20 protein-coding genes are annotated in these 21,877 nt (G+C 61.9%); 3 read left to right on the top strand and 17 right to left on the bottom strand.

Features of this window, described 5'->3' with window-relative positions:
- Genes dndE through dndB form a run of 4 tightly spaced genes read right to left on the bottom strand, consistent with a single transcriptional unit; the run spans position 1 to position 4,999 of the window.
- The gene (dndE, locus tag E1293_RS04790; protein ID WP_132194211.1) at positions 1 to 378 is read right to left on the bottom strand and encodes a DNA sulfur modification protein DndE; all 378 of its coding nucleotides are present in this window, start codon (positions 376 to 378) and stop codon (positions 1 to 3) included.
- Positions 368 to 2,362 carry a DNA sulfur modification protein DndD gene (gene dndD, locus E1293_RS04785; RefSeq protein ID WP_132194209.1) on the bottom strand — a complete coding sequence of 665 codons (1,995 nt, stop codon included), beginning with the start codon at positions 2,360 to 2,362 and terminating at the stop codon, positions 368 to 370. Before dndD ends, dndE begins: the two co-directional genes overlap by 11 nt.
- Positions 2,349 to 3,872 (bottom strand): DNA phosphorothioation system sulfurtransferase DndC, encoded by a 1,524-nt coding sequence (dndC, locus tag E1293_RS04780; protein WP_132194207.1) that lies wholly within the window; start codon positions 3,870 to 3,872, stop codon positions 2,349 to 2,351. The genes dndD and dndC overlap by 14 nt, the downstream gene beginning before the upstream one ends.
- Complete coding sequence (gene dndB, locus E1293_RS04775) at positions 3,869 to 4,999, bottom strand: DNA sulfur modification protein DndB (RefSeq protein ID WP_132194205.1); 1,131 nt, start codon at positions 4,997 to 4,999, stop codon at positions 3,869 to 3,871. Before dndB ends, dndC begins: the two co-directional genes overlap by 4 nt.
- Before the next feature lie 79 nt (positions 5,000 to 5,078).
- On the opposite strand from dndB, the gene dndA reads away from it, so the two are divergent.
- On the top strand, positions 5,079 to 6,230 hold the full coding sequence (gene dndA, locus E1293_RS04770) for a cysteine desulfurase DndA (RefSeq protein ID WP_132194203.1): 1,152 nt from the start codon (positions 5,079 to 5,081) through the stop codon (positions 6,228 to 6,230).
- On the opposite strand, the gene E1293_RS04765 is transcribed toward dndA, so the two are convergent.
- The 12 genes from E1293_RS04765 to E1293_RS04710 form a co-directional block, all read right to left on the bottom strand.
- A complete protein-coding gene (locus tag E1293_RS04765; protein WP_132194201.1) occupies positions 6,218 to 7,669 on the bottom strand; it encodes a DNA phosphorothioation-associated putative methyltransferase in 1,452 nt (483 codons plus the stop codon). The two genes, dndA and E1293_RS04765, sit on opposite strands and share 13 nt — an antisense overlap.
- Positions 7,670 to 7,765: 96 nt before the next feature.
- Positions 7,766 to 8,263: a DNA phosphorothioation-associated protein 4 gene (locus E1293_RS04760; RefSeq protein WP_132194199.1), complete on the bottom strand. Its 498-nt coding sequence runs from the start codon at positions 8,261 to 8,263 to the stop codon at positions 7,766 to 7,768.
- On the bottom strand, positions 8,263 to 10,332 hold the full coding sequence (locus E1293_RS04755) for an AAA family ATPase (protein ID WP_132194197.1): 2,070 nt from the start codon (positions 10,330 to 10,332) through the stop codon (positions 8,263 to 8,265). Before E1293_RS04755 ends, E1293_RS04760 begins: the two co-directional genes overlap by 1 nt.
- On the bottom strand, positions 10,332 to 10,520 hold the full coding sequence (locus tag E1293_RS04750) for a hypothetical protein (RefSeq protein WP_132194195.1): 189 nt from the start codon (positions 10,518 to 10,520) through the stop codon (positions 10,332 to 10,334). The genes E1293_RS04755 and E1293_RS04750 overlap by 1 nt, the downstream gene beginning before the upstream one ends.
- An 11-nt stretch (positions 10,521 to 10,531) precedes the next feature.
- Entirely contained in the window at positions 10,532 to 12,649 is a 2,118-nt protein-coding gene (locus E1293_RS04745) for a DEAD/DEAH box helicase family protein (RefSeq protein WP_132194193.1), read from the bottom strand.
- A 2-nt stretch (positions 12,650 to 12,651) separates the two neighbouring features.
- Complete coding sequence (locus E1293_RS04740; protein ID WP_132194191.1) at positions 12,652 to 13,341, bottom strand: hypothetical protein; 690 nt, start codon at positions 13,339 to 13,341, stop codon at positions 12,652 to 12,654.
- Between the two features lie 93 nt (positions 13,342 to 13,434).
- Positions 13,435 to 14,259, bottom strand: coding sequence for an Lsr2 family DNA-binding protein (locus tag E1293_RS04735; RefSeq protein WP_132194189.1), 825 nt, complete (start codon positions 14,257 to 14,259; stop codon positions 13,435 to 13,437).
- A 1,156-nt stretch (positions 14,260 to 15,415) separates the two neighbouring features.
- Positions 15,416 to 15,622, bottom strand: coding sequence for a helix-turn-helix domain-containing protein (locus E1293_RS04730; RefSeq protein WP_132194187.1), 207 nt, complete (start codon positions 15,620 to 15,622; stop codon positions 15,416 to 15,418).
- Positions 15,623 to 15,633: 11 nt separating this feature from the next.
- A complete protein-coding gene (locus E1293_RS04725; protein ID WP_132194185.1) occupies positions 15,634 to 16,200 on the bottom strand; it encodes a hypothetical protein in 567 nt (188 codons plus the stop codon).
- Positions 16,201 to 16,426: 226 nt separating this feature from the next.
- Positions 16,427 to 17,968: a relaxase/mobilization nuclease domain-containing protein gene (locus E1293_RS04720; RefSeq protein ID WP_132194183.1), complete on the bottom strand. Its 1,542-nt coding sequence runs from the start codon at positions 17,966 to 17,968 to the stop codon at positions 16,427 to 16,429.
- Positions 17,965 to 18,453, bottom strand: coding sequence for a plasmid mobilization protein (locus tag E1293_RS04715; protein WP_132194181.1), 489 nt, complete (start codon positions 18,451 to 18,453; stop codon positions 17,965 to 17,967). Before E1293_RS04715 ends, E1293_RS04720 begins: the two co-directional genes overlap by 4 nt.
- Before the next feature lie 1,181 nt (positions 18,454 to 19,634).
- Positions 19,635 to 20,204, bottom strand: coding sequence for an ATP-binding protein (locus E1293_RS04710; RefSeq protein WP_132194179.1), 570 nt, complete (start codon positions 20,202 to 20,204; stop codon positions 19,635 to 19,637).
- Between the two features lie 243 nt (positions 20,205 to 20,447).
- Between E1293_RS04710 and E1293_RS04705 the strand changes: the two genes are divergently transcribed.
- A complete protein-coding gene (locus E1293_RS04705) occupies positions 20,448 to 21,305 on the top strand; it encodes a helix-turn-helix domain-containing protein (protein ID WP_132194177.1) in 858 nt (285 codons plus the stop codon).
- A gap of 10 nt (positions 21,306 to 21,315) precedes the next feature.
- Positions 21,316 to 21,522 (top strand): DUF397 domain-containing protein, encoded by a 207-nt coding sequence (locus E1293_RS04700; protein WP_132194175.1) that lies wholly within the window; start codon positions 21,316 to 21,318, stop codon positions 21,520 to 21,522.
- 78 nt (positions 21,523 to 21,600) lie between these two features.
- Here E1293_RS04700 and E1293_RS04695 read toward each other — a convergent pair whose 3' ends face one another.
- A complete protein-coding gene (locus tag E1293_RS04695; RefSeq protein ID WP_132194173.1) occupies positions 21,601 to 21,786 on the bottom strand; it encodes a hypothetical protein in 186 nt (61 codons plus the stop codon).
- Positions 21,787 to 21,877: the final 91 nt, after the last annotated feature.

Raw genomic sequence — 21,877 nt, 5'->3', positions numbered from 1 at the left:
TCAAGTCGCGGCAAGCGAGATCAGGTCACTGATGGACTTGAGGCCCTGGCGGCCTGCTAGGTGGCCGATGCCCCGGTGGATGTGGATCGTGAGGGTGTGGAAGAGGTTCTCCTCTGTCGGCTCCTGGCCATCGGCCAGGCAACGTTGTTTGAGGAGTACCAGGTAAATGTCGCTGTACTTGCCGGCGAACGTTTTCCAGGACATCTCGACGTTGGAGTCCGTGTTGATGTCGCGGACCAGGGGCGGGCTCGGGTCGTGAAGGGAAAGTGTGAGGGCCCAACGGCACAGGGTGTTCCAGTTCTTGATGCCCGTGATGCGCTTGAGCTTGATCAGCTGGTCTTTGGCCGGCTGAGAGAGCCGAACGTTGTCAAGCGACATGTGCCGTGCCTCCGGTCCACCAGTAGCCGGGCTCGATCGAGGTAGTAAACGTCTTGTCGTCATGGACCAGCGTGTAAGTGTGTGCGATCGAGGGCTTCAGCTTGCTGAGGAGATACTCGTCTATCTCTTCGTCTGTGGACAGCAGGAGCACCTGGTGACTGGCATGCGGGAAGTAGCGGTCCACCAAGTGTTCCCGGTGTCGGCTGTCGAGGCGGCCGAGAGGAGTGTCGATAACGCTGGGAAGGCGGTTGCCGGCCACCTTCGCCAGTCCCCAGAGGAGTGAAACCGCGAGGAGCTGTCGCTCACCTGCGCTAAGTCGAGACGGGTCCAGTTCCTGATCGTCTGGGCCGATCATAGTGAGTGTGAACTTCTCTGTATCGATACGTAGGTCGCTCACCAGCGCAGTCTTGCGCATCAGGTGCTGGAAGCTCTGCAAAACCGCGACTTCGAGCTTATTGATGTGCCTTTGCAGAAGTACAGCACCGAACTTATCCATGGTCGCTCGCACTTTATTAGCATAAGCGACGACGCGTTCCGCGTCCTCTACCTGGGCCAGGTTCGCTGCGCGTCCCTTGTAGGCACGCTCACGCTCGAGCATAAGTTGCTCACGGCGTCGCCGTGTAACGTCCAGCTCTTCCTTAAGCTTGCCGAGCTCCGTTTTGACGCGGGTCACCTCATCTCGCTGAGCATCCCGTGCCTCGAGGAGCGCGGCGATCGCATCCCGGTCGGGCACGCCGGCAAGCTGACGTTCAAGAACATTTAGCCGCTCTTGGTGGAGTTGCGCTTGTTCGATGAGCTCATGTGCTCGTGCCGATTCCTGCTGCAGGGTTTCGTCTATGGACAGGAGCTGGGACAGGGATTCGTCGGGAAAGTTGAGCACCCGGCGTGTCTCCGTGACGATCGATGCGCGTTGGTCCCGGTCGACGCCGAGGTGCTTCTCAGCGGCTGTAAGACTCTGCGCGGACACAAGATCCTTCAGCAGCGCCAGTAGTTTGGCGTCGCGCTCGGTCAGCACGTCAATGACTTGTGCTGTCTCTGCTGCCTGCCGCTCCTTTTCCACCATGTCACGAATGGTCGAGAGCTGCGGAGTTAGCAGCGCGAGCGGGAGGGGACCAGCGGCGAGGGCGTTCGTCAGCACCTCATTGATGCTCTTGAGTTGCGAAACTATCTGAGATCGCTCGGCTTCAAGTGCCGCCCGTCTGGAGTAGAGGTCGCCGCCCTCCTTGGCGAAGGTATCGTCGATTGTAGCGAACTGGCGCTCAGCTGCTGTCAGCGCAGCTGTCTTCGACGCGACGCGCTGATTGATATCTTCAGCGAATTGGTCGACCTGCCTGAGTTGACCCTCGATCTTTTGGATCTTATCCAGCGCTTCCTGGTCTTCCTTTGAGATCTTTTGCCGCCGCTGGACAGCGAGCAGGTCATTACGCAGTCGTTCGACCGAGTTCAGGCCAAGCAGCGATTGCACGGCGGACGCGATCGCTGATGCCGCTCGGTCGGGGTTCGCGAGCGACTCGATCTTCTCTCCGTCGAAGAAGAAGAGTGACGACGCCTCAAGAGGGAGGAGGTCCTCGACATAATCGGCCCACTGCTCGCTGACCACAAGGTCGAGCTCACCATCAATGAGCACATTGAGGAATTCGCGTACGGACTTGCCTTTGACCTCCCAAGACCGTACCACCTTGTAGCGACGCTCACGCCCTTCAACCGTTGAAGAGAACTCAACGACCACCTTGGCGTGCTTAGGGCTGGCCTGCCGATTGACGCTGTCACGGAGATAATCGTCGTAGGGGCGGTTGCCGCGGCCACTGGTGCGTGCACGGGCCCCGTACAACGCCAGTTGGATCGCGTCCAGCAGGGTGGTTTTGCCGCAGCCGTTGAGGCCACCGATCAGGACGATCGGCCTGCCAGGGCGGGTAGCCAGCTCGAGAGACTGCTTGCCCTGATAGGCACCGAAGTTCTCGAGGGTGACATTAAGCAGAAGCATTGGTGCTTTCTTCGTCGAAGAGTGGGAGGTCGGGTAGGGTCTTATCCCTCTGCCGCTGCAGCGCGTTCTGTTCGGCGTCTTCCTTGTTCTCGTAGTAGCCGCGGCGGATCGTCTTCTCTAGCTCCTCGAACAGCCCTGAACGACGAGTCATCGTACGGAACTTACGCTCCACCGCCAGCAGCTCGCGAGCAGTAGTGAAGTGCAGGTCATCTTCGCCACAAACCTCGCGGAGCAGCTCCATCTCGTCTCCGGCCAGGGTGAGCTGTTCGTCAAGGGGACCGCCCGGGAACGTTTCCCCAGTCTCCTTCTCGTAGATCGTGGGGAGGAGATCCTCCACTTCGTGCTTCTCGAAAACCCAAATACGGCGGATCTCGTGAAGCTCATCCATGGTGATGAGCTCGATGTCTTGCACGCTGTCTGGGCCGTTCTGACGGACCCAGGTCTGGGCGTTGAGTAGGTCCCGCAGCCAGTTCCCGCGTGATTCCTGGGTATACGGACCGTGGACGACTTTGTCGTTGAACAGCTGGATGGAGCCGTTCATTTTCCGCCAGTCCCGTAGGTGCTTGTCGTCGCGGCGTCCTTCATCGTTGCGAACGTCAAGTTTGTTGCGCAACTCGAGGAGCGGCTGCATCCACTCCTTCTCTTCATCATTCTGGATCATCGCCGACATCGACTTGTCCTTGTCGACGAGGGTGCAAGTCCAGCAACCGAATCGACTGTCACCGCACGATGGGGTGGTGTTGTCCACAACCAGCGGGCATTCGCCGTCACTCGACGCGCCCTGATACATACTCAGCAGATCCTTGTTGTTGTGTCCCCAGGCATTGGGACGTTGCATGAGGAACGTCCAGACCTCATCGTTGGTCCACTCCTCGATCGGGCTGTAGACTAGCGAGTTGGGGAGGTTGCCATTGGGAGAGAGCCGGTCACGGACACGGTGCTTCTCGTGCCGGTTCATGGCTCGTGCGCGAGCCTGGCTCTCGGCCTTACGAATGCCGAGGACGAGGATGGTCTCGCCGTGCTCGCGCACCACGTCGCGAATGAACTTGTTGGATGGCCGGATCTTCAACCGCTCAGTACACCAACGGAACTTGGGGCGCGGCGCCGGGTACCCCTTACCAATCAAGCCCACCCAAAAAGTGTCCTTCACCTCTGGGGTGAGGCGGTGGGGCTTGATCGGTAGATGTTGCTCCTCGGCTGCCTTCTCCATGGTGAGGAGGGACTGTGTGACCCAGCTTGCGACGATCGGATTCTCGACGAGCGTGTCGGTGGAGATGACGTGGACCGGCTTGGTTCGTTCGTCCTCTGGCAGCCCCTGCAGTGAGAGCCAAACCAGCTGAAGGACAGCCGTGGAGTCCTTACCCCCGCTGTATCCGATCACCCAAGGGACCTCGTCGGCCAGGTAGAGCTCCTGGATCTCTTCGATCAGGCCTTTGACGACAACGGCAAGCCCTCCACGCTCCTTGAACGGGATGGCCCGGCGGTCCGGCATGCCCAGAGGGACGGTCATCGTTCTCCTCGCACGTGTGTAGCTTCAACGTTGGCTTCTTCAGGACCGAGTTCCATGCCGAGCTTCTGGCGCATGTAGTTGACCGTCAGCACGACATTGGAGTGGTTCTTCGACACACGACCGCCCACGATGGCTCGCCCCTCCCAGTCGTGGTTGGACCGGGACCAATCAATCTTGGCCAGCGGCCCCAGCCGGGGTTTCCACGAATCCGGTTCTGTGGATATCTGCAACAGCGTGTTGCCGAGACGGCCAAGGGCGTGCAGCGCGATCCCGTGACTGTGCAGGTACGTGCGCCGAACTTCGGCGGCGGCCATCCTGCGTGCCCGGACGAGCTCCCACTCTGGGATCAGTGCATCGACGGCTGTCCAGTACTGGTCCGCGAGCTTGGCTGCCTCGTCGGCATCGTCCAGTTCAATGCCTTGCAGGAGCGAACTGGTTGCGTAGTAGAGAGCACTAAGCGTGAAAAGCTTGCGCGACCGTGCGGACAGTGTGCTGCTCTCCATCTCCACGCAGTTGCGGAATACGGGCGATTTCAGTGCCAGCAGTCTCGCGATCTTCGCGCGTTCGTCGCGATGGTCGTACAGGACACCGATGGATCGAGCCGGCCGAACCGCGTGTCGGTTCAGGTCAGCGAACATCTGCTGGCTACGGGACAGACCTGCGTCCTGGAAGAAGACGACTGCGATGGTCTCATCACCCAGTTCGGGGTTCTCAGTGAGCGCTGTCTCGATCGCAGCGCGCCGATGCTGGCCATCGTTGATGAGGAAGCGGGCGGCCATCGGGATGAGGAGCTGGCCGATCCGCATGCCAGGGCCCTCTTCGGAGATCCCGACGAAACGCATGGCCCCGTCGACCGAGGCGGTCAGTGCTGAGAAGACGTAGTCGGTGGGGTTGTCGATGATGTATGACGCGAGGGCTGGAACACGTGCCTTGTTGAGCACCCGCTGTGCTCGCACCTCAGGCGCCAGCTCGTCCTCGTTGAACAAGAAGATCTTGGGGATGAGCCGCAACGGACACATCGAGACGTAGAACTCTCGCCGGGCCTGTATGCCCCGGATCGCCGGGAAGATGTACTCGAACCCTGCTGTTGTTCCACTGGCCGACGGCGAAGACAAGAGTGACCCCACGAGCTTGACGCTACCGCATGTACGTTTAGTTTTTCACGTGCTTACGTGAGAGTCGAGTAACCAGAGGGGTGCAGCGAGCATGACCGCGTACTTGGACTCAGCAGCGACCACCCGAGTCGACCCTCGTGTCGCCGAGGTGGTTCTGCACTGGATGACCACTGAGTTCGGCAACGCGGGGAGTCGCACCCATGACTGGGGGACCCGGGCCAAGCGGGCGGTCCAGCAGGCTCGGGAGCAGCTCGCCGGACAGCTCAACGCCGGTCCCCCTGAGCTGGTCTTCACGTCGGGGGCGACGGAGAGCAACAACATCGCGCTGCTTGGTCTGGCGCCATACGGTGAGGACCAGGGGCGCCGGCACATCATCAGCTCCACCATCGAGCACAAGGCCGTCCTGGAACCGTTGGAGCACCTTGCCTCCCGCGGGTTCGAGATAGATCTGATCTCGCCGGGGCCCTCTGGACGGGTCAGCGCCGAAGCCGTGCGCGACCGGTTGCGGGAGGACACGTTGCTCGTCTCCCTCATGCACGTCAACAACGAGACAGGAGTGATCCAGCCTGTCGCCGAGCTGGCAGAGCATCTACGCGATACGCCCACCTACTTGCACGTGGACGCAGCCCAGGGGTTCGGCAAGCTCACCCAGGACCTCACAGCACCGATCGACCTGATCAGCGTCAGCGGGCACAAGGTCGGAGCGCCCAAGGGGGTTGGGACGCTCCTCATCCGGCGACGTGGTCGAGACACTCTTCCGCTGACACCTCTGATGTACGGCGGCGGCCAGGAGCGCAAGCTTCGCCCCGGGACGCTGCCAGTGCCGCTCATCGCTGGGCTCGCTAAGGCGGCTGAGATCTTCGAGAACGAACACCAGCAGTGGTGGGAGCGAGCGGCGGCGTTCCGTGCTCGTCTGGTGGAGGGCCTCGGCAAGACACAGGTCCAGTTCAACGGCGACCAGGAGCACGTGGTGCCACACATCCTCAACCTCTCCTTTGAGGGAGTGGATGCCGAGGCCTTGATCGTCCGTCTCAAGGAGCTTGTAGGGATCGCCACCGGCTCGGCTTGCACGAGCGCGTCCTACACTCCAAGCCATGTCCTGCGCAGTATGGGGCTGCCAGACGATATCGCCAGCAACGGACTGCGACTGTCCTGGTTCCCCGACCAGGTGGAGGGCCTGGACGTCAACGAGCTGGTAAGCGAAATCTCGGATTTCCAGAGGGAAGCATCCTACTTCGCCTGATCAAGGTCCTTGCGGTGGACCAGGCGGTGCCCGCGTAGTTCCCTCCCGCAGCGGAGGAGTTCAGCCTCCCATCCATCCTCTGTGCCGATGAGGTTCGGGTTCCGATAAAGGCCGGTGCGCACCTCAGACTGTGTCAGCCGACGGAACTTGGGAGCGTCCGGGTCGTCGAGCGCGAGGAACTCATGCTTGCGGTGGAGCAGTGGCCGATTCGCAGCCTCCGCGTACGACTTGAACGAGGTCTTCAGGGTGGTGAGATCCACCATGTAAGACGAGTGCAGCTTTGGATGCGGGTCGGCATCGAATTCCGGATAGTCCTGCCAGCTGACCGCGCGCCCCTGATGGCGTAGCTTGGCGACCGTCCAAGACGGCGGCCGCCCTGCCGCAATCGATGCACAGTGTTCGTAGAGGCGCAGCACTGTCGGCATCTGCTCCACCGCCCTCCGATGTACGTAGAGCGCCGTGGGTGTGAGCTTCCCGACCTTCGATGTCTGCATCGCACCCCTGACGTAAGAGTCGTCGCGAAGTTTCAGTAGCAGGCGGTCCGCCCGCCTGCAGGCTTCCTTGTAGGACGAGAAAAAGGCCTTGACGTCCAGTTGCAGGGATGTTGGTAGGCTGCCGTAAGGGCCACGTCCGTTGAACACCTCGACTGCGAGGAACAGCAGCGTGGACAGGGTCGATGCTCTGCCGCCGGCCTCAACCTTCTCTGGGTCGGCCGACTTCTTCACGATGCGTCGCAGATCGTTCGGCTGGAGATGGGCCAGGAGCTTGGCCATCTCTGTTGGCGTCTCTTCCAGCACCGGCATACGTCCACGTCGCTCGGTGTAGTCCACAACTGCGGCAATGGCCGACCCGGTGTCGTCTGAGGCCAACCAGTCGGCGTCCGGAACGATCTTTCGGGCTAGGTAGCGAAGCCGGGCGTCATCGTTCTTGAACGCGTAAACGATGCCAGGCGCAGCGGAGACACAGCGGACCCCAGTCGCGTGCTCGACATAGGAACGAAGCTCTGCCGGGCTGAACAGATGTTGGAAGGTCCGCCTGCTCGTCAGCACACCGTCCTCGTACTGCTGCCCGCGGACCTTCGAGCGGTCCCAGGTGAGTCTGGTCGTAACCACAAGCAGGTGCTCAGCAAGCTCCCAGGCGCGTTGTAGCGTCTGATGTCGCTCATCGGAATCCTCGATGACGTTAAGGACGTAGGTCAACAGCACGACGTCCGCTGGTCGAGGTCTCTCGTTCGGAGCGTAGAAGGGGTCCCATCCCTGAGCTTGGAACCGCATCTCCCTCAGACCACGGACGTCATGGCCACGTCCGCTTCCGTAGTCGAGGACGCCTGCGGACTCGTTCACTTCACCGTCGACGACGGCTTGGCGGGCTGCCACCGACAGCGTGGTACGGCCGATCGCAGTTAGGCGTCGATCACTCTCCCAATGCAACCCGGACATGGAAGCTCCCGTTGGTTCATCGACGACGCCCCACTCATACCCTGCCTCGCAGGGCCTGCTCTGCGTTTTGCCAAGCAAGCCCTGCGAAGCAGGGCGTCAGGGCTCGAAGTCCGGGTCCTTGAAGCTGGCAGGCTCCGCAGGGGGGCGGAGACCAAGGTCCTGCATCATGCTTTCGGCGTGCGCCGTTCCCCGTTGGCAGAGATTCAGGATGACGTCCATCGGACGGACATGTGCGCCGCTGTTGAGCTCACCCCGGATGATGGAGAGTCCGCCGTTGGCGTACTCCTCAAAGACCTTGATCCGCTCGGGGAGACGGTCATCAGCCATGATGCCTGCGTCGTTCGGGTGGGCCAGGACCCCCATCGAGTCAATTACGGCCGAGACAGTCGCGGAAGCACCGAACAATCCATAGCGGATCGCCTCCCCCGTCTTCTCAAACGGATCGTGCCGGCCTCTCGACCAGCCGAGTGCCGCCGCGAAGACGAGAACCTGCCAGTAGCCAGGAAACGGTCCGCCTTCCTTGGTGGTCAACCGGCTGATGAGGTCGTCGTGTTCATCGGGCCGCCGGACGCGGATATCTGCGTTGTGAGCCATCAGTTCCGGACCTCCGTGAGCTCCGCGCCGGTACGGTCCGAACCGATGACTTGGTAACGGTATGCGTCGCCGTTCAGCGTCAACATCTCGGTCGCACTACTCACATCGGTCTTGGTGGTGTGCGTAGTGATCACGTACTGCTTACCGAGTCGGGGACGCAGTTCCTGCTCGACGATCTCGCCGGCCTGGGCCTTACTGGTAAGGATTACTACCTGGGAGGCAAGTCTGGGCAGAAAGTCAGAGACGGCCTGACGGTAGTCATCGTCCAGATTGCCGAAGACCGCATCCATCACCACCGGGAAGTCACCTCCGATCCCCTGGACGAAGGCGCGATCGGGGCTCTGTGCCTCGCGTGCCTCACCGATGAGCGAACCGACGAAGGCAAGCGATAGCAGCATGTTCTCGCCGGTGGACTTGGGTGCCAGGGATCGTTCGCTGCCGCTCGGATCCCACAGCTTCAATTCGAAGTCCGGGGTGAGTTCCGGCTCGTAGTTCTTGAGCGACACCAGGCGATAGAGCTCCTTGATGCGGGCGTCAAGTCGCCGCCGAACCCCCTGAGAAAGGACCTCAAGGATCGAAGCGAGCGCGATGCCTGCGTCTTCGACGGCCACGACCCGGTTCTTAAGCCGACGGCTGCGGGCATCTCTGACCTCGAGCTTACCAATTTGATTCTTCAGATTCTCCTTGATGCCTTCCAGCCGCTGGATCTCGGCGTTGGCAGCACCGATGGCCGCTACCTTCTCGTCCCGAGCAAGCTTGGCTGCTTCCAAGTTCTCCTCGGTCTCGACGACTTCCTCGGAAGGCAAACTTTTGAGCTTGCTCCCAATATCGTCGATACCGTGCTCGATGTGGCGCTCCTCTTCCTGCGCCTCGGCAATCCGTTCACCGAAACCCCGCAGCGTGTCGTACATCTGCAATCGTTGCTCGTCGATGCTCCCGACGATTCCCCCGAGCTGGTTCCAGGCTGCCTCGACCTCGGCCAGGCCAGCCCTGGCTCGCCAGTGTTCCAAAGCTGCACGGTGTGAACTCCCCTCGTCCAGAGGCGTCCCGCAGATGCATTCGTTGCGCTCAATTAGGTCGTCGATAAAAGCCCGCTTGAGCGGTGCCGGGAGCTCACCGCGCTCACGCAGCTCCTCGCAAGCAGCCAAGATACTGCCCGGCAACGCGGGAAGGAAGGCAAGGAAGCCGCTAATTCCCACCAGCCTGGCGCGTTCTTCCTCCTGCCCCCGGCGCGCTGCTTGTACGCGCTTCAGCTGGTCTTCCAACCGGTATCGGTTCTGGTGAAGCTCCCTCGCCTCGGCGAGCTGTGTCATCTTAAGGTTGAGCAACTCGATCTCGGAATCGAAGTGCTTCTTCTCCTTCTTGGCGGCGTTGCGGCGCCGCTGCTGCTCTTGAATCATGCGCTCGGCATCCTCCATCTCCCCGAGAAGGTGGTCCAATTTCTGCTGGGCTACACCTTCAGCCTTCAACCCTCGAAGCAGCTTCTGCGTGACCTTGGGCAGATGCATAACGGCACGTTCCATGGCCTCCAGTCCGAGAAGCGTCTTGACCGCCTCACGGACGTCGTCGCCGCCCTCGTGTTTCACCAATCCTTCGATGCGCTCACCATTCACGAAGAAAAAACTGCTCAGGCGCTTGGGCAGCATCTGATCGAGGCGCCCATTCGGGTTAAGAATTGTTTCGAGGTTGCCGCTACTCTCGCGTCTCCACAACTGCAACTCGGACTTCGGCCGAGGCTGGACTCCACCACGTTTTGAAGCATAGACGGAGCGCTTCACGATGTAGAAGTGACCGCCGTGCTCGAATTCGATTGTCACCGACGCGGTCAGGGGCGTACCCTCAGACGCACTGTTCCAGATCGTAATATTGATGAGCTGGTTCTGATTCTCGACGTCGTTGCTGAGTACGCCGTAGAGAGCCCACGTGAAGGCATTTAGAAGCGTCGTCTTACCTCCGCCATTGGTGCCCCACAAGACGGTCACGTTACCCTCTGGGTCCCGAGCAAAATTGGCCTTCTGAGTCCCCTGATAGGGACGGAAGTTCTCCAGTTCGATCGAAATTAGCTTCATTAAACGATCCCCTCGGCTTTCTTCACCATTTCCTCCCGAACCGTATTGCGAGCCAATGCCTCGGATTTGTGGAGATTCTCCCGTTCCAAAGCAATGACCATCTTGATGACGTCGTAAGCTTCAGGGGAGACACCCTTGAGAATCTGCTGGATCCGGTCGATCTCCTGCTGGTCTTCCTTGTCGGTCACTGACGTTTCTCCTATACGTCCATCAGCTCGTAGTACTCACGCAGGTCACGCAACTCGCTTAGGGCCTCCCCATAGTTTTCGGAATACTTAGCGAACTCGACGAAGCGCTGCATCTCCCGCCGGAACAGGTTTCTCTCCGTCTCGTACAGTTCTTGGTCCTGTGGCGGCACCGCGATGAAGTCGATCACTTCGGCTTCAGTCTTTCCCCGGGCTCTGCGCAGGATTCTCCCGCGGCGCTGGATGAACTGCCGGGGGTTGCTGCTACTGGCCAGCATGTAGGCGGTCCTGGCATCCGGGAGGTCGACCCCTTCATCCAGGCAACGCATCGAGACCAGTGCATCCAAGTCACCGACTCCGAATGCTTCGAGGAGTTCGCGCCGCTCCTGTTTGGACTCCCGGGAGGTGTAGGAATGCACTCGCATGCCAAGAAGGTTGCCGAGGAGGTCGAGCGCCTGATCCACTTGGCGCTCGCCTCCTACCGGATCGTCCTCTTGCGGGCGGCCGCCCTCGGCGCAGTAGATCAACTGAAACGGCTGCTCACGGCGCTTGCCGATCTCTTTCCGCAGCGCGGCGATCTTTCCTTCAGCATGCCCCAGCACATTGGCTCGTTTGTTGAGCAGTTGACCGAGCTGCGCATCGGCCTCAATTCGGGCCTTTCCTTTGGCCCCCTTGACCTGGCCGAAGAGAGCGCCAATCTTGCTGGTGAGGACGGTGTAGTAAGCCGTCTCTTCGTCCGTGAGGGGAACCAGCACTGGTCGGTATCGGTACCGGGTGAGTGCCCCCAGCTCGATCGCATCCTTAAGTCCGAGACTGATCAGAATCTTCCCAAAGTAATTGCGGAGCGCCTCCGTGCCCTCGTCGTCGAACCAGCGCTCCGGCGTAGCCGAGAGAGCCAGCCGCCACGAAGCAAAGGCCGGCAGTCCGGTACGGTTGTGCTCAGATCCGAGGTGGTGCACCTCGTCCGCAATGATCAGCAACTCGTTCTCGACGAATGACAGTACGTCCTGAAACGCATCCGAACCGAAGGTCTTGTTCGTGACGACCAAGGTCACCGATCGTCCCGACCGCGGATCCGCGATCGCGTTCCTCGCCTGAGTCCACCATGTCGCTACCGAGTCGCGGCACTTGACCGGAACGATCCCGAATCGATTAAGTTCCTGCGACCACTGCTCAACGAGGTCGAGCAGAGGAACAACGATCACAGTGACGAGGGAGCTGCCACGCGTCCGCAACTGGCGGCCAATCTGGTCGAGCGCCGCCAGTGCAGTGATGGTCTTGCCCGTACCGGTCGCCATCTGGAAGATCCCGCGCGCCCCCGCCTGGAGCCACTTCGTGATGGCCTCCTTCTGGTAGTCGCGCAGCTCGATCTCCTTGGGAGTGGTGGCCCAGCCGTGCTTGTTGGCCTCTTCGCAAGCGAGCTGACGAGCGCCCCTCCTGGTCGGGTCCGAACTAGTCACCTGAGCGGCCAGTTCAAGCAGGTGTTCCTCAGCCTCCCTCGGGAATTCCAAAACCTCTAGGCGCTCGGTCTTGCCCTCCCATAGAGCGTCGAAATTCTCCTGGATCCGGCACGTCCGGCGCGCATCGCCTTGCGTCCATGAGGTAAACACCTCAATGGATTCGAAGTTGTCCTCCATCGCGGCACGCGTCTCGTTCAGAGAACCGGTGAAGGCAACGGTGTTTCCCAGAGCGTCAGCGATAGCGCCAATCTTCTCGTGGTAAATGCCAAGCCCGCTGGTTCCCGCAACCACCGCAATCTTAATCTCGAGGACCTGCTCAGCGATCAGCATGCCGAGCATTCCAAGGCTCTCAATCGCTCGTGCACCGAGCGGCTCGACAGCAACCTCACGGGTAATGGCTCTTGCAACAATCTCGCGATATTCGTAGCCTCGGCGGATGTCCTCGACATCATCGATTGAGAGCCGCGGACCAGCAACCAGACGAATCTTGCCCCCATTCGCTCGCAGTCCGTCGATTCCACGTGCCACCAGCCTCAGCGAGGTGCTGGTGAAGTAGCCGACAGCTCGGTCATACCGCACCGCCTCGGCGAGCACGGGGATGTAGAAGTCGCGGGCGACGTCGCTGGTGTCGCTTCTATAGAAGTCCGTGATTGAGACGTTAGGCAGGCTCATACTCAACTCCCGTTGATCAGCTGAAGGAAGTCGCTGACGTCCGGCGCGGGCGTCGTCTTCCTGGACGCGTCCACGGCTGGCTCGAGGTTGACGATGAGGCCGGCATTGTACGCGCTATCGATGTACCTCCGCACCAGGAGCGCAAGTTGAGCATCGCCACGTTGGTTCAGCCGCCAAACCACGTCTTCCCAGGTGCTGGACTGAGGAAGAGTCAGGATGCCAGCGAGCACTCCGCAGAATTGGTCGGTGGTGGAAGACCGCAGGAAGTAGGCACCGCTTTGGCGGGCAATCTCTTCGGCCACACCGAGCTCAGGACGCCGCCGAACACGTCGCACCCGCAGGACTGGAGGCTCGTCGTCATCCCATCGCTTGTTCAACCAGATATAGTCTCCCTCGCGTATCTCGCGCTGGTGGATCTGGAGGATGTCGACAAGTCCGCTGATGTACGGGCGTGGTGCACCTACCAAAGAAACCGTCTGGCTATCTCCGCCCGCTTCAGTTACGGCCTGCGTCGTCCTCCAGGGCGCTCCACCCAGGATGGCGAGCCCACGAGGGGGTAGGGCGATTTTGTCGTCCTGAGAGATGGCCGAGTACTGAGCACAAATCCACCAGGCTCCCTCGAAGCGGAAGCATCCTGGGATGTCGCTCGGGTCGGCATCATTACTGTTCTCTGCAGTGCGTGTGTCAAACATGGCGTCGCTCCATCGTGACGGCGGTCTCGGGTTCGAGCAGGATCCTCCAAGTGAGGCGGAGAGCCGGCGTGCCTCCTACTCTCCGCGCCGGCTCTAGTCGCTGCGAGACTCACCACGCAGTATCTGGATAAATTCCTGCGTCTTGGAGTCGACGGTATTGGGATCAGACGGGCCCTTGTCTACGATGACCGCGAGTCTGTCCATGTCCTGGGGATCTCCCAAACTGCATTGCCTACGGACGGTTGCTCCCGCTGATACAGCAATATCATTGGAGTTTTTCTCGGCCCACCGAAAGATCATTGGTGGACGACCGCCGCGGCTTCGGCCCTTGAGGACTTCAACGTTCGGAAGGGTCTCAATCGCTTGCTCGATTTTCCACGAGGGATGGTTTCGTCCGATGACGTCCCAAAGTTCCGACTTGGTCAGCTCACCGTGCCGCTCCAACGCAGCACGAATCTTGTCAGCCAAACTATCGGACTCGGCAGCGTGCTCAAGGTGATAGCGCTTGGTGACCCACATGGGAATCCGGCCGCGAGCATTGACAGAGATGCCCCGTTGTTGTGCCCAAGCGCGGATCACGGACGGCGACACGTCATCCGTGCGCTGATCAGAGTGCAAGACATCGCTCGCCGGGTCCACAAAGCTGTTCGTTTGGACACCGCGCCTGCCGCGGTAACCGTCGTCGGACATCGAGGTTTGCTCATCCACTAGGAAGAGAAGGGCTGCCGCGATTGTCTCCCGATGAGCGGCCTGCATATAGCGGGGCATATTCCCAGCTCCGTGCTTTCTTACGAGTTCGTTAGCCCATTGTTTGGCGTAGACGGGTCGTTCGAGCTCAGACATCTCGTAGAGTCGCTGAAGCCGCTCCCACGGCATGATCTTGGTTTGTTTGACCATGATCGCCCCCTCCTGCTTCACGTGTGAAATAGGGCTCCGACGGTACTGAATTTCTCCGTCTGAGCTCGGACTTGTTTACGAGGAACCCCGTCTCCCTGCAGGTGCGGAGATCCCCTCTCAGGGTCATACGGATAAACCGAACTCCCTAGGCTACTTCGACACCAGCAATCGGGCAGACATGACGGCGTTCCTTCGTCCCCCATGCCGCGAAGTCTTCGATGCCAAGGGACCTCCTGTACGCCAGTAGTGCCTGGGGGCACGACACCAAGGGCGCCACCAGAGTCGAGCCTCTTCGTGTAACCGCGCGAGCAGCTGGAACGAACAGCCCACCCCCCGCCCCGTCGGAAGCAACATGTCGACAGACCCTGGTGGTCGACGACATAAGCACCGAGGTGGTGCGTATCCAATCAAAGTCGCCCACGCCAACGCAACACATCGGCTCCGTTCAGCACGAACGTGTTCTGCCGGAGCACTGATCACCAGAACCCGACTGCAATGCTCGTCCTTGCGTCTGCCCAGTTCACACCGAACGACTTTTTTGGATTCAGAGAGTAATGGGGATCTTTATTAGATTACTGACAGTGATCAGAACTGTGAATCGTGAGCACTGACACTCAACTTCACTCCTGACACTCACGCTTTCCGGGTGTGGGGATTCATGCACTCGGCGTCCGCAACCTGGCGCCGCGTTACCACGGATTGGTGTCTCCGTCAACGGGAATGGCGGCACAGGCGGCGCTGACCAAATGTGGCCAATGAGTGATCGGGGGACGAAAATGATTACTATTCTTGATGACGAACTTTCGCAGGCATCGCCAGAACTCCTTGCCCTCAACCGGTCGTGCGAGGGCCAGCCAGGACAGTCGAAAAGGATCTTGGTCGACAGACCAAGATCCAAAAGAGGCTAGCTTCGACACGACCAGCGGAGTGGCTGTGTTCATCCGGAGGTGACCGGCATAGTGGGAAGACTTCTTGATTCTTACGGAATCCGAGGTAGATTACGGAGCCCTCTGCCCACACCCAGAGGTGGAGGACAACCTCGAGGTGTGGGGCTCTTCCGCTCATGGGCGATTCGGTTGCCTCAGTTGCCGACGCCGGCGGGCGGTGCGTTGCTCCTTATGATGGCCGCTCTGGCGGCAGAGGTGCCATTGCCGGAGTACCTTCAGAAACTGAGAACCTATATGCAGGTCTTGCTGTCCGTGGCCAACGTGCGTTGCAGGTCAGCCGTGATGACGCGGTAGGTGGTGCCTATGCGGATGACCTTGCAGGGGAAGCGGTTCTCGCGGGCGAGTTGGTAGGCGCGGGTTCGGCCGAGGCCGAGGGCACGGGCGGCGGTCTCGATGGTCGTTGTGGTGGGGAGGGCGGCGAGTTCCTCGCGGCTCATCGGCTCCATTCTTAGGCCTCCGGGATGTTCGGGCGGCGGGTACGGATCAGGGCGTGCCGTTCGCTGGTGGGAGGCGGTTCGAGGAGCATTTGATCGCTGATCGGTCGCGGGAAGTCGTCGGCCGCCGCTGCTACGCCGGCGTCTTGCTCGCCTGTCTTGCCCGGGGTTGTGAGGTCCGCTTTGCGTCCGGGGGCGGGACGGGAGTGGACGGCGTTGATGGCGGATTGGGCGTCGTTGAGCGCCGTGCAGAGAGCTTGGGTGTGACATCTCGCTTCGGCCAGTGCCTGGCCGTGACGGCTCAGGACGTCCGGGAGGTCCTCGCCGTGGTCGTGGCCGAGGCGGTCGGCTTGGAGTTCTCGTAGGAAGAAGCGATTGATCTGGTTGAGGGATTGATCGAGACCGTAGGTGGCTGCACTGAGGTTGCCGAGGATGGCGTACGCGGTGGAGGGCTGCGTGAGGCTCGGCGGGCCAGCAGTGGCGTAATTGAGCTGGCGGACGTGTTCGTACAGGTTGCCTGCTAGTTGGATGGTCTCGTCGTCGCTACGAGCGGCGGCGGGAACCGGGCTGTAGTCCGTCATGTGGTTGTGTCCTTTGGGATGTGCGTTTCGGATGGGAGCTGTGGTTGGTCATGGCGTCGCCCTTCTTGTGTGGTGGGAATGAGGTAGCGCAGGTCCGCGGTCTCGGCTGCCGCGCTTACGCACTACTTACGCATCGTTAACATTCTTTGCGCTCCGTTAGTATTTGGCAGCGTTGATCATTGCGCTACTACTGCGCCCGGCGTGGCGTCTGCGTCTTACGGTTGGGTTACCGCGATGGGCCGCGGCGGCGATGCGAGCCGGGTTGCGGGAGCGCGGGTCTAGCGGATTGGTACTGGTTGTCGCTCATGTGGTGGCTAAGGGGTATCGGGAAGCTGGTGGCGGCGAGTCGGGCGGCGTTCTGCTCGGCCGTGAGGTTCGGCTGCATCCTCGGCAACGTCGGGGTCGGTAGCCGTTGAGTTGGCCGGCTGATGCTGGTGAGCTGAGCGGCGGCCCTGCGGGCGGCAGTTGCCTGGGCGGCACGTTGCTGTAGCTGCCGGAACTCTGCGATCGCCTCGATCAGGGCTGCCAGTTGCACGATGAGATGGAACAGGACGCCGGCGAGGCTCGGGCGGTGACCGCGTCGTCCTTGGATTTCGGAGAGGGCCAGTGCTCGGGCAACCGTGCGGAGGTTCGCTCCGTAGGGAGTGTGCGGTGGCTGGTATCCGTACGGTTCGCGAGTTGCGCGGTCGTAGAAGTCGGCGGCGTCCACGAGTTCTCGGTTGCCGGTGATGCCTGCGGTCACGTGAAGGACGTCGGCGGCTGCTGCGGCCAGGTCGGCGCGGACGGCCGGGTCCTGGATGTGGTGCATCTGCCAGGTGGCCGTGGCGGCGGCTCGGGCGGCCTGCTGGTAGGCCGCAGATCGTTCCCGGTGAGTCAGCTCGACTCTGCTGAAAGTGCGTCGGCCGAAGGGGCTACCTCCCTGTGGAGCCGACCAGCGGTGACGAAGTTTGGGGAGGGTGAGGTTGGCGGCGAGTCTTCCTCCGGAGAACCAGACAGGTTGGCCTTCTTGGTTGGTGTGGTCCGGGAGCGCAACTGCGTAACCGGTGATCTCTCCAGGACTACGGACGCTCTCGCGGATCTTGACCAGCACCCCAGCATCTTCGAGGTCGGCGAAGAAGTCGTCTTCGGTCTCAGCTCCGGCGGCTGCGGTAGCTACGTGCCGGCGGAGGGTGGTGCGAGGCGGCTCCGGCCAGTTCTTGCGATGGGCGAGTTCTGTCTCGGCTCGGGTCGGCCGGGGTGCCGCTGTGCGGTCGGCAGGGGCTGTTCGGGTGAGGCCGTAGCGCTCCTCGGCGATGTGGCAGGCGTCGGCGACCTTGTAGTAGTCGCGGTGGACGTTGGGGTTGCGTCCGTCCTCGCGGGCCAGGACGGCAACGAGGTGGATGTGGTCGTCAGCGTGCCGTACTGCGATCCAACGGCATGCCTGATCGTCGCCTCGTGGGGCGAATCCGGTCTGGTGCATTGTCTCCTCGGCGATGTCGGCCCATTCGTCGTCCGACAGGGTTCGGTCCGTGGGGGCCGCTCGGATCGAGCACTGCCAGATTGGCAGCGCCAGGGACGTGTGCCTGAGGGTGTCGAGCGGGGACGTCAGGACGCCGACCAGGTGGCGGAAGTCCCGATCGCCTCTGGCGTCGAGGCCGGGTTCCAGGGTCATGGGGAGTCGGAAACCGGCGACGATGTGGGGATCAACGTGCTCGTTGCGGCGGCCAGGGCCGTAGAGGTAGGACAGCAGCCTTGCGACGCCCTGGCCGCGGGTCACTTTGCCGATCAACGTAGGAACCGGCCGATCTCAACGGACGAGGCGTCCACTCTTCGGAGGACGTTCTCCAAATACGACAATGCGGCGGAAAGTTCACAAGACACCTGTCCTGTCGCGTTCGCGATGCGCGCCAACTGATTGAGGTTTACGCCGATTCGATTCAACTGTCGCGCGATGCCGCGCAGTTCTTCGCAGAGTTCTGCGGTCGACTGCTGTCCTAGTCTGTGCTGACGAGTGGCGGCCTGGACGGTGTGGACGATGAATGTTCCGTAGGCGGCTCCTGCTCGTTGGGCTGCTGCGCGGATTTCCGCGTACTCCTGGTCGCTGACTCGGAATCTCATCTCCCGGTCCCGCCGGCGTCCTCCGCTGAGCTGGGAACGTCGTTGCAGCTTGCGTGGCTGGCTGGGCTGTTCGTCGTTCGTCGCTCTGCCTCCGATCGACTCGTCCAGGACCGCGCCCGGTCCCGCACCACAGGAGTGTGTGCGGTGGATTTCCATGAATCCACGACGTGTCGCGACACGGTCCTACCTTGCAGCCTCTAAGCAGTGCGGCAGCCAAATGGTTCCAGCACGTGACTCTAAATCCCTTATGCCGTTGCGGCGGGTTGGGGCGTGCCGCAGAATGATGGAGAATTCGGCACCCCGTGAGGCCGTTAACAGGCTAGCTCTTCTCGAATGCAAACCCCGTTCAACTCGCCGACGCTCGTTCCCTGGCAAAAGCCCGCAGGCATTGCGTCCCCAGGCTCAGGATGCGGTAGACCTCATCGTCAGGACGGTCGCGGAGACGCCGAGTGGTGCTGGTCTGGTACCCGATGTCCGCCAGCAGAGTTGGAGGACGCCACCTGCGATCCCCCCACCTCAAACCCGGGTGATCGAGTCACGCGGAGCTTCGAGGCATCCAGGGGTCCGGTTGGCCGTCATGCCCGTTCCTCATGATCGGGGCCCTCTACCTCGCCGCAACGGATCTGGCCGTACGTCCGGTTACGGCTACGTGGGCAAGAAGCCGCCGTCGCCTGGCGGCGCTTCAACGCGCGTGAGATGCCAGTCTCGGTTGTCCCGTCAGGATGCGACGACAACTGACCAGGACGCGGCGGAGGAGGTTGCTACGCCGACGGCGTGTTGCCAAGTCAGTGGGTCGGGATTGACTTGCTGCGGAAGGCGCCTTCCTTTCCGGTATGGCCCAGGTCCCGTCCGCTGCCCGAGAAGCCGGTACCTTGCGCTGGTCATAGCGGTCTCTGGCGCTCCGGATATTGGAGCGCTCAAGGATTGCGTCGATGCGTCGAGCGAGGTCAAAGGCGTTCTTCGCCTCGACGAGCTGATCGGGCAGCAATGCCCAGAGGGAGCCGGTGTACTCGCCCCAATAGATGCACAGGTCGGGGTAGCGCCGCCGCAGGACTTCCACGGCCTGGTCGAGATCGAGTTTCTCCTGCCAAGCCGGAGTCCCATGCAGTGGCAGCCGCCTCAAGGGAGCCGCTGGGACGGACGGCGTACTCACGGAAGGTCACAACGTCACATCCAGAGCGAACGCGGCAAGCGCGCTCGTCAGGTGATGGATGGCTCATGGGGTGCCGTGCGGCCGGTGAATTCCGGGGGGAATCAGCCACCGACCGCACGACAGGCCAGCCGGGGGACGGCCGGCCAAGGACGTACACCAAGGGGGTTCGGCGCACGTCCCGGTCTCAGCGGTTGATCAAGGCCCAGGCGGCGTGGCCGTCGGCGCAGTCGTACTGCCCGGTCTCGTCGGCGTACGCGTCCGCCAGGATCAGCCCGCGTCCGTGCTCTGAGGGGTCCGCATTCTCATCGGAGCGGGCGGGGATGGGGCCGTCGTCCAAGACCGTGAGGTGCGTCTGCTGATCGCTGATGCGGAGTTCGACCCCGATCCGACCACCAGGCACTCCGCTGGCCGAGTGCCACAGCGCGTTGGTGCCGTACTCGCTGACGATCAGTTCGAATGCTTCGGCCAGTTCCGCGTCGTCGGCCAGGAGCAGGCGGACCCAGCGGCGCAGCAAGGACACCGCGTCGGCTATGCCGGGGACGTCAACGTGCCAGACGTCCCCGTTCCCATCGGCTTCGGTTTTCGCTCCGTCGGCGGTGGCCTGCCGCGGGGTTGGTGTCCTTGAGGCGGCCAAGCCGCCGTCCATGTCCGGCACGACGGACAGGGTGTCGTCACCCGCAGGCCCGAGGGTCAGTGAAGGGCCCTCGGCGCTCTGGAGATAGGGCACTGCCAGCACCCTCGGAGCTATCCTCATCCGTACCTCCCTATGGGGGTGAGGCCGCGCGGCCGGGCAAGGGGCTCCAATCCGTAGCCCGGCCGCGCGGCGGTCTATGTTCTGAGCAGCGACAACGTTCCTGTGTCGTCGACCGAGATCAACGCCCGCGGAAGCATCTCCCGCCACAAGCTGTGACTCGCCGCACACAGTCAGTGTGCTGGGTGGCATACTCGTGTGCAACTGCTCTCGTGAAATTTCTCTGGAGATAGAACAGGTGGCGCGATGACCTCTCCGACGGTCCGACGCCGGCAACTCGGCACGGAACTCCGTCAGTTGCGCGAATCGGCAGGGCTCACCGGTGACCAGGTCACCGAGCGCTTGGGCTGGTACGGCGCGAAGGTCTCCCGGATCGAGAAGGGCCGGATCTCCGTCCCCTGGTCGGACGTCATGGATCTCCTTGACCTCTACGAGGTGGATGATCCCGCCACCCGTGAGGCGCTCGTCCAGTTGGCCAAGGCGGCACGGCAGAAGGAGTGGTGGCAGCCCTACAGCGACATGCTGAGCAAGAACGCCCGAACCTACATCGGCCTAGAGTCAGCGGCCGAGTCGCTTGGGACCTATCAGCCATCCTCAGTCCCCGGTCTCCTGCAGACCGCCGACTACGCACGGGCGATCATCACCCGTGCCGGCCCGCTGACGCTGGGAGAGGACGAGATCGGACGCCGTCTCAGCCTCCGGATGAAGCGGCAAGCCGTCATCACCGAGGCGGGCAGTCTTCGGCTCTGGGCAGTGCTGGACGAGGCCATGCTCTACCGCGAGATCGGAGGACACGACGTTATGCACGAGCAGTTCATGCACTTGGTGGAGATGGCACACCACCCGCAGGTCGACATCCAGGTCATGCCGTTCAGCGCGGGTCCACACGCCTCGCTGAGCGGCATGATCGGGGTCTTCAGCTTCCCCGGCTCGGACCCGGACGTCGCCTACGTCGACAGCGTCTCGGGCACCCTCTTCTTGGAACGCGCGGCCGACGTCCAGGCCACGACCACCGCATTCCAGCACCTCAGCGCGACCGCACTCAGCCCTGCGACATCTGTCGACCTGATCAAAGCCATCGCCCGACGCCACCAGACCGGGTAGACAAGTAAGCATGATTCCGGATTTCAGCCAAGCCTCTTGGATCAAGAGCACACGCAGTCAGCAGACGACGGATCAGTGCGTCGAGCTAGCGGGTGTCAGCGGCTACGCCGCCGTACGCGACTCCAAAGATCCGGAAGGCCCCAGACTCGTCCTCGCAGGACAGGCGTGGCGGAGGTTCAGGCATCAGATCGAGGCGGGCGCTTTCGATCGGGGATGAGTTGGTGCGGGAGGCTGTTCCACTGCACCGCAAGAACGTAGCCCCCGCTGGAGGTGCGAAGGGCCCGTATGTAGACGTTCACTCGTCCAGGGAGAGAAGTGCGGTGATGGTCTTCTTGCAGATGCCGCGCTGTGTGGGCGCTGCTTCGGAGACGAGGTCCCAGCCGACCGTTGTGACGCGGTCGATGATGCCGGTGGCCGCTTCAGCGGTCCAGGCGTAGACCCAGCCGGGAGTGTCGGCGGCGAGGTCATCCCCGTAGTGCATGTCCATCTCATGGAAGGCGCGAGGGCCACGCTTCCATGTAGCGTTCCATCGACCGGGATCTGATCTTGATGGCAGGAGTCCATGTCCGGGA

Source organism: Actinomadura darangshiensis, from assembly GCF_004349235.1.
In the GTDB taxonomy this organism is placed as follows: Bacteria; Actinomycetota; Actinomycetes; order Streptosporangiales; family Streptosporangiaceae; genus Spirillospora; species Spirillospora darangshiensis.
Note: the sequence above shows the minus strand (reverse complement) of the source record. Positions and strands in the feature narration are given on the sequence as shown.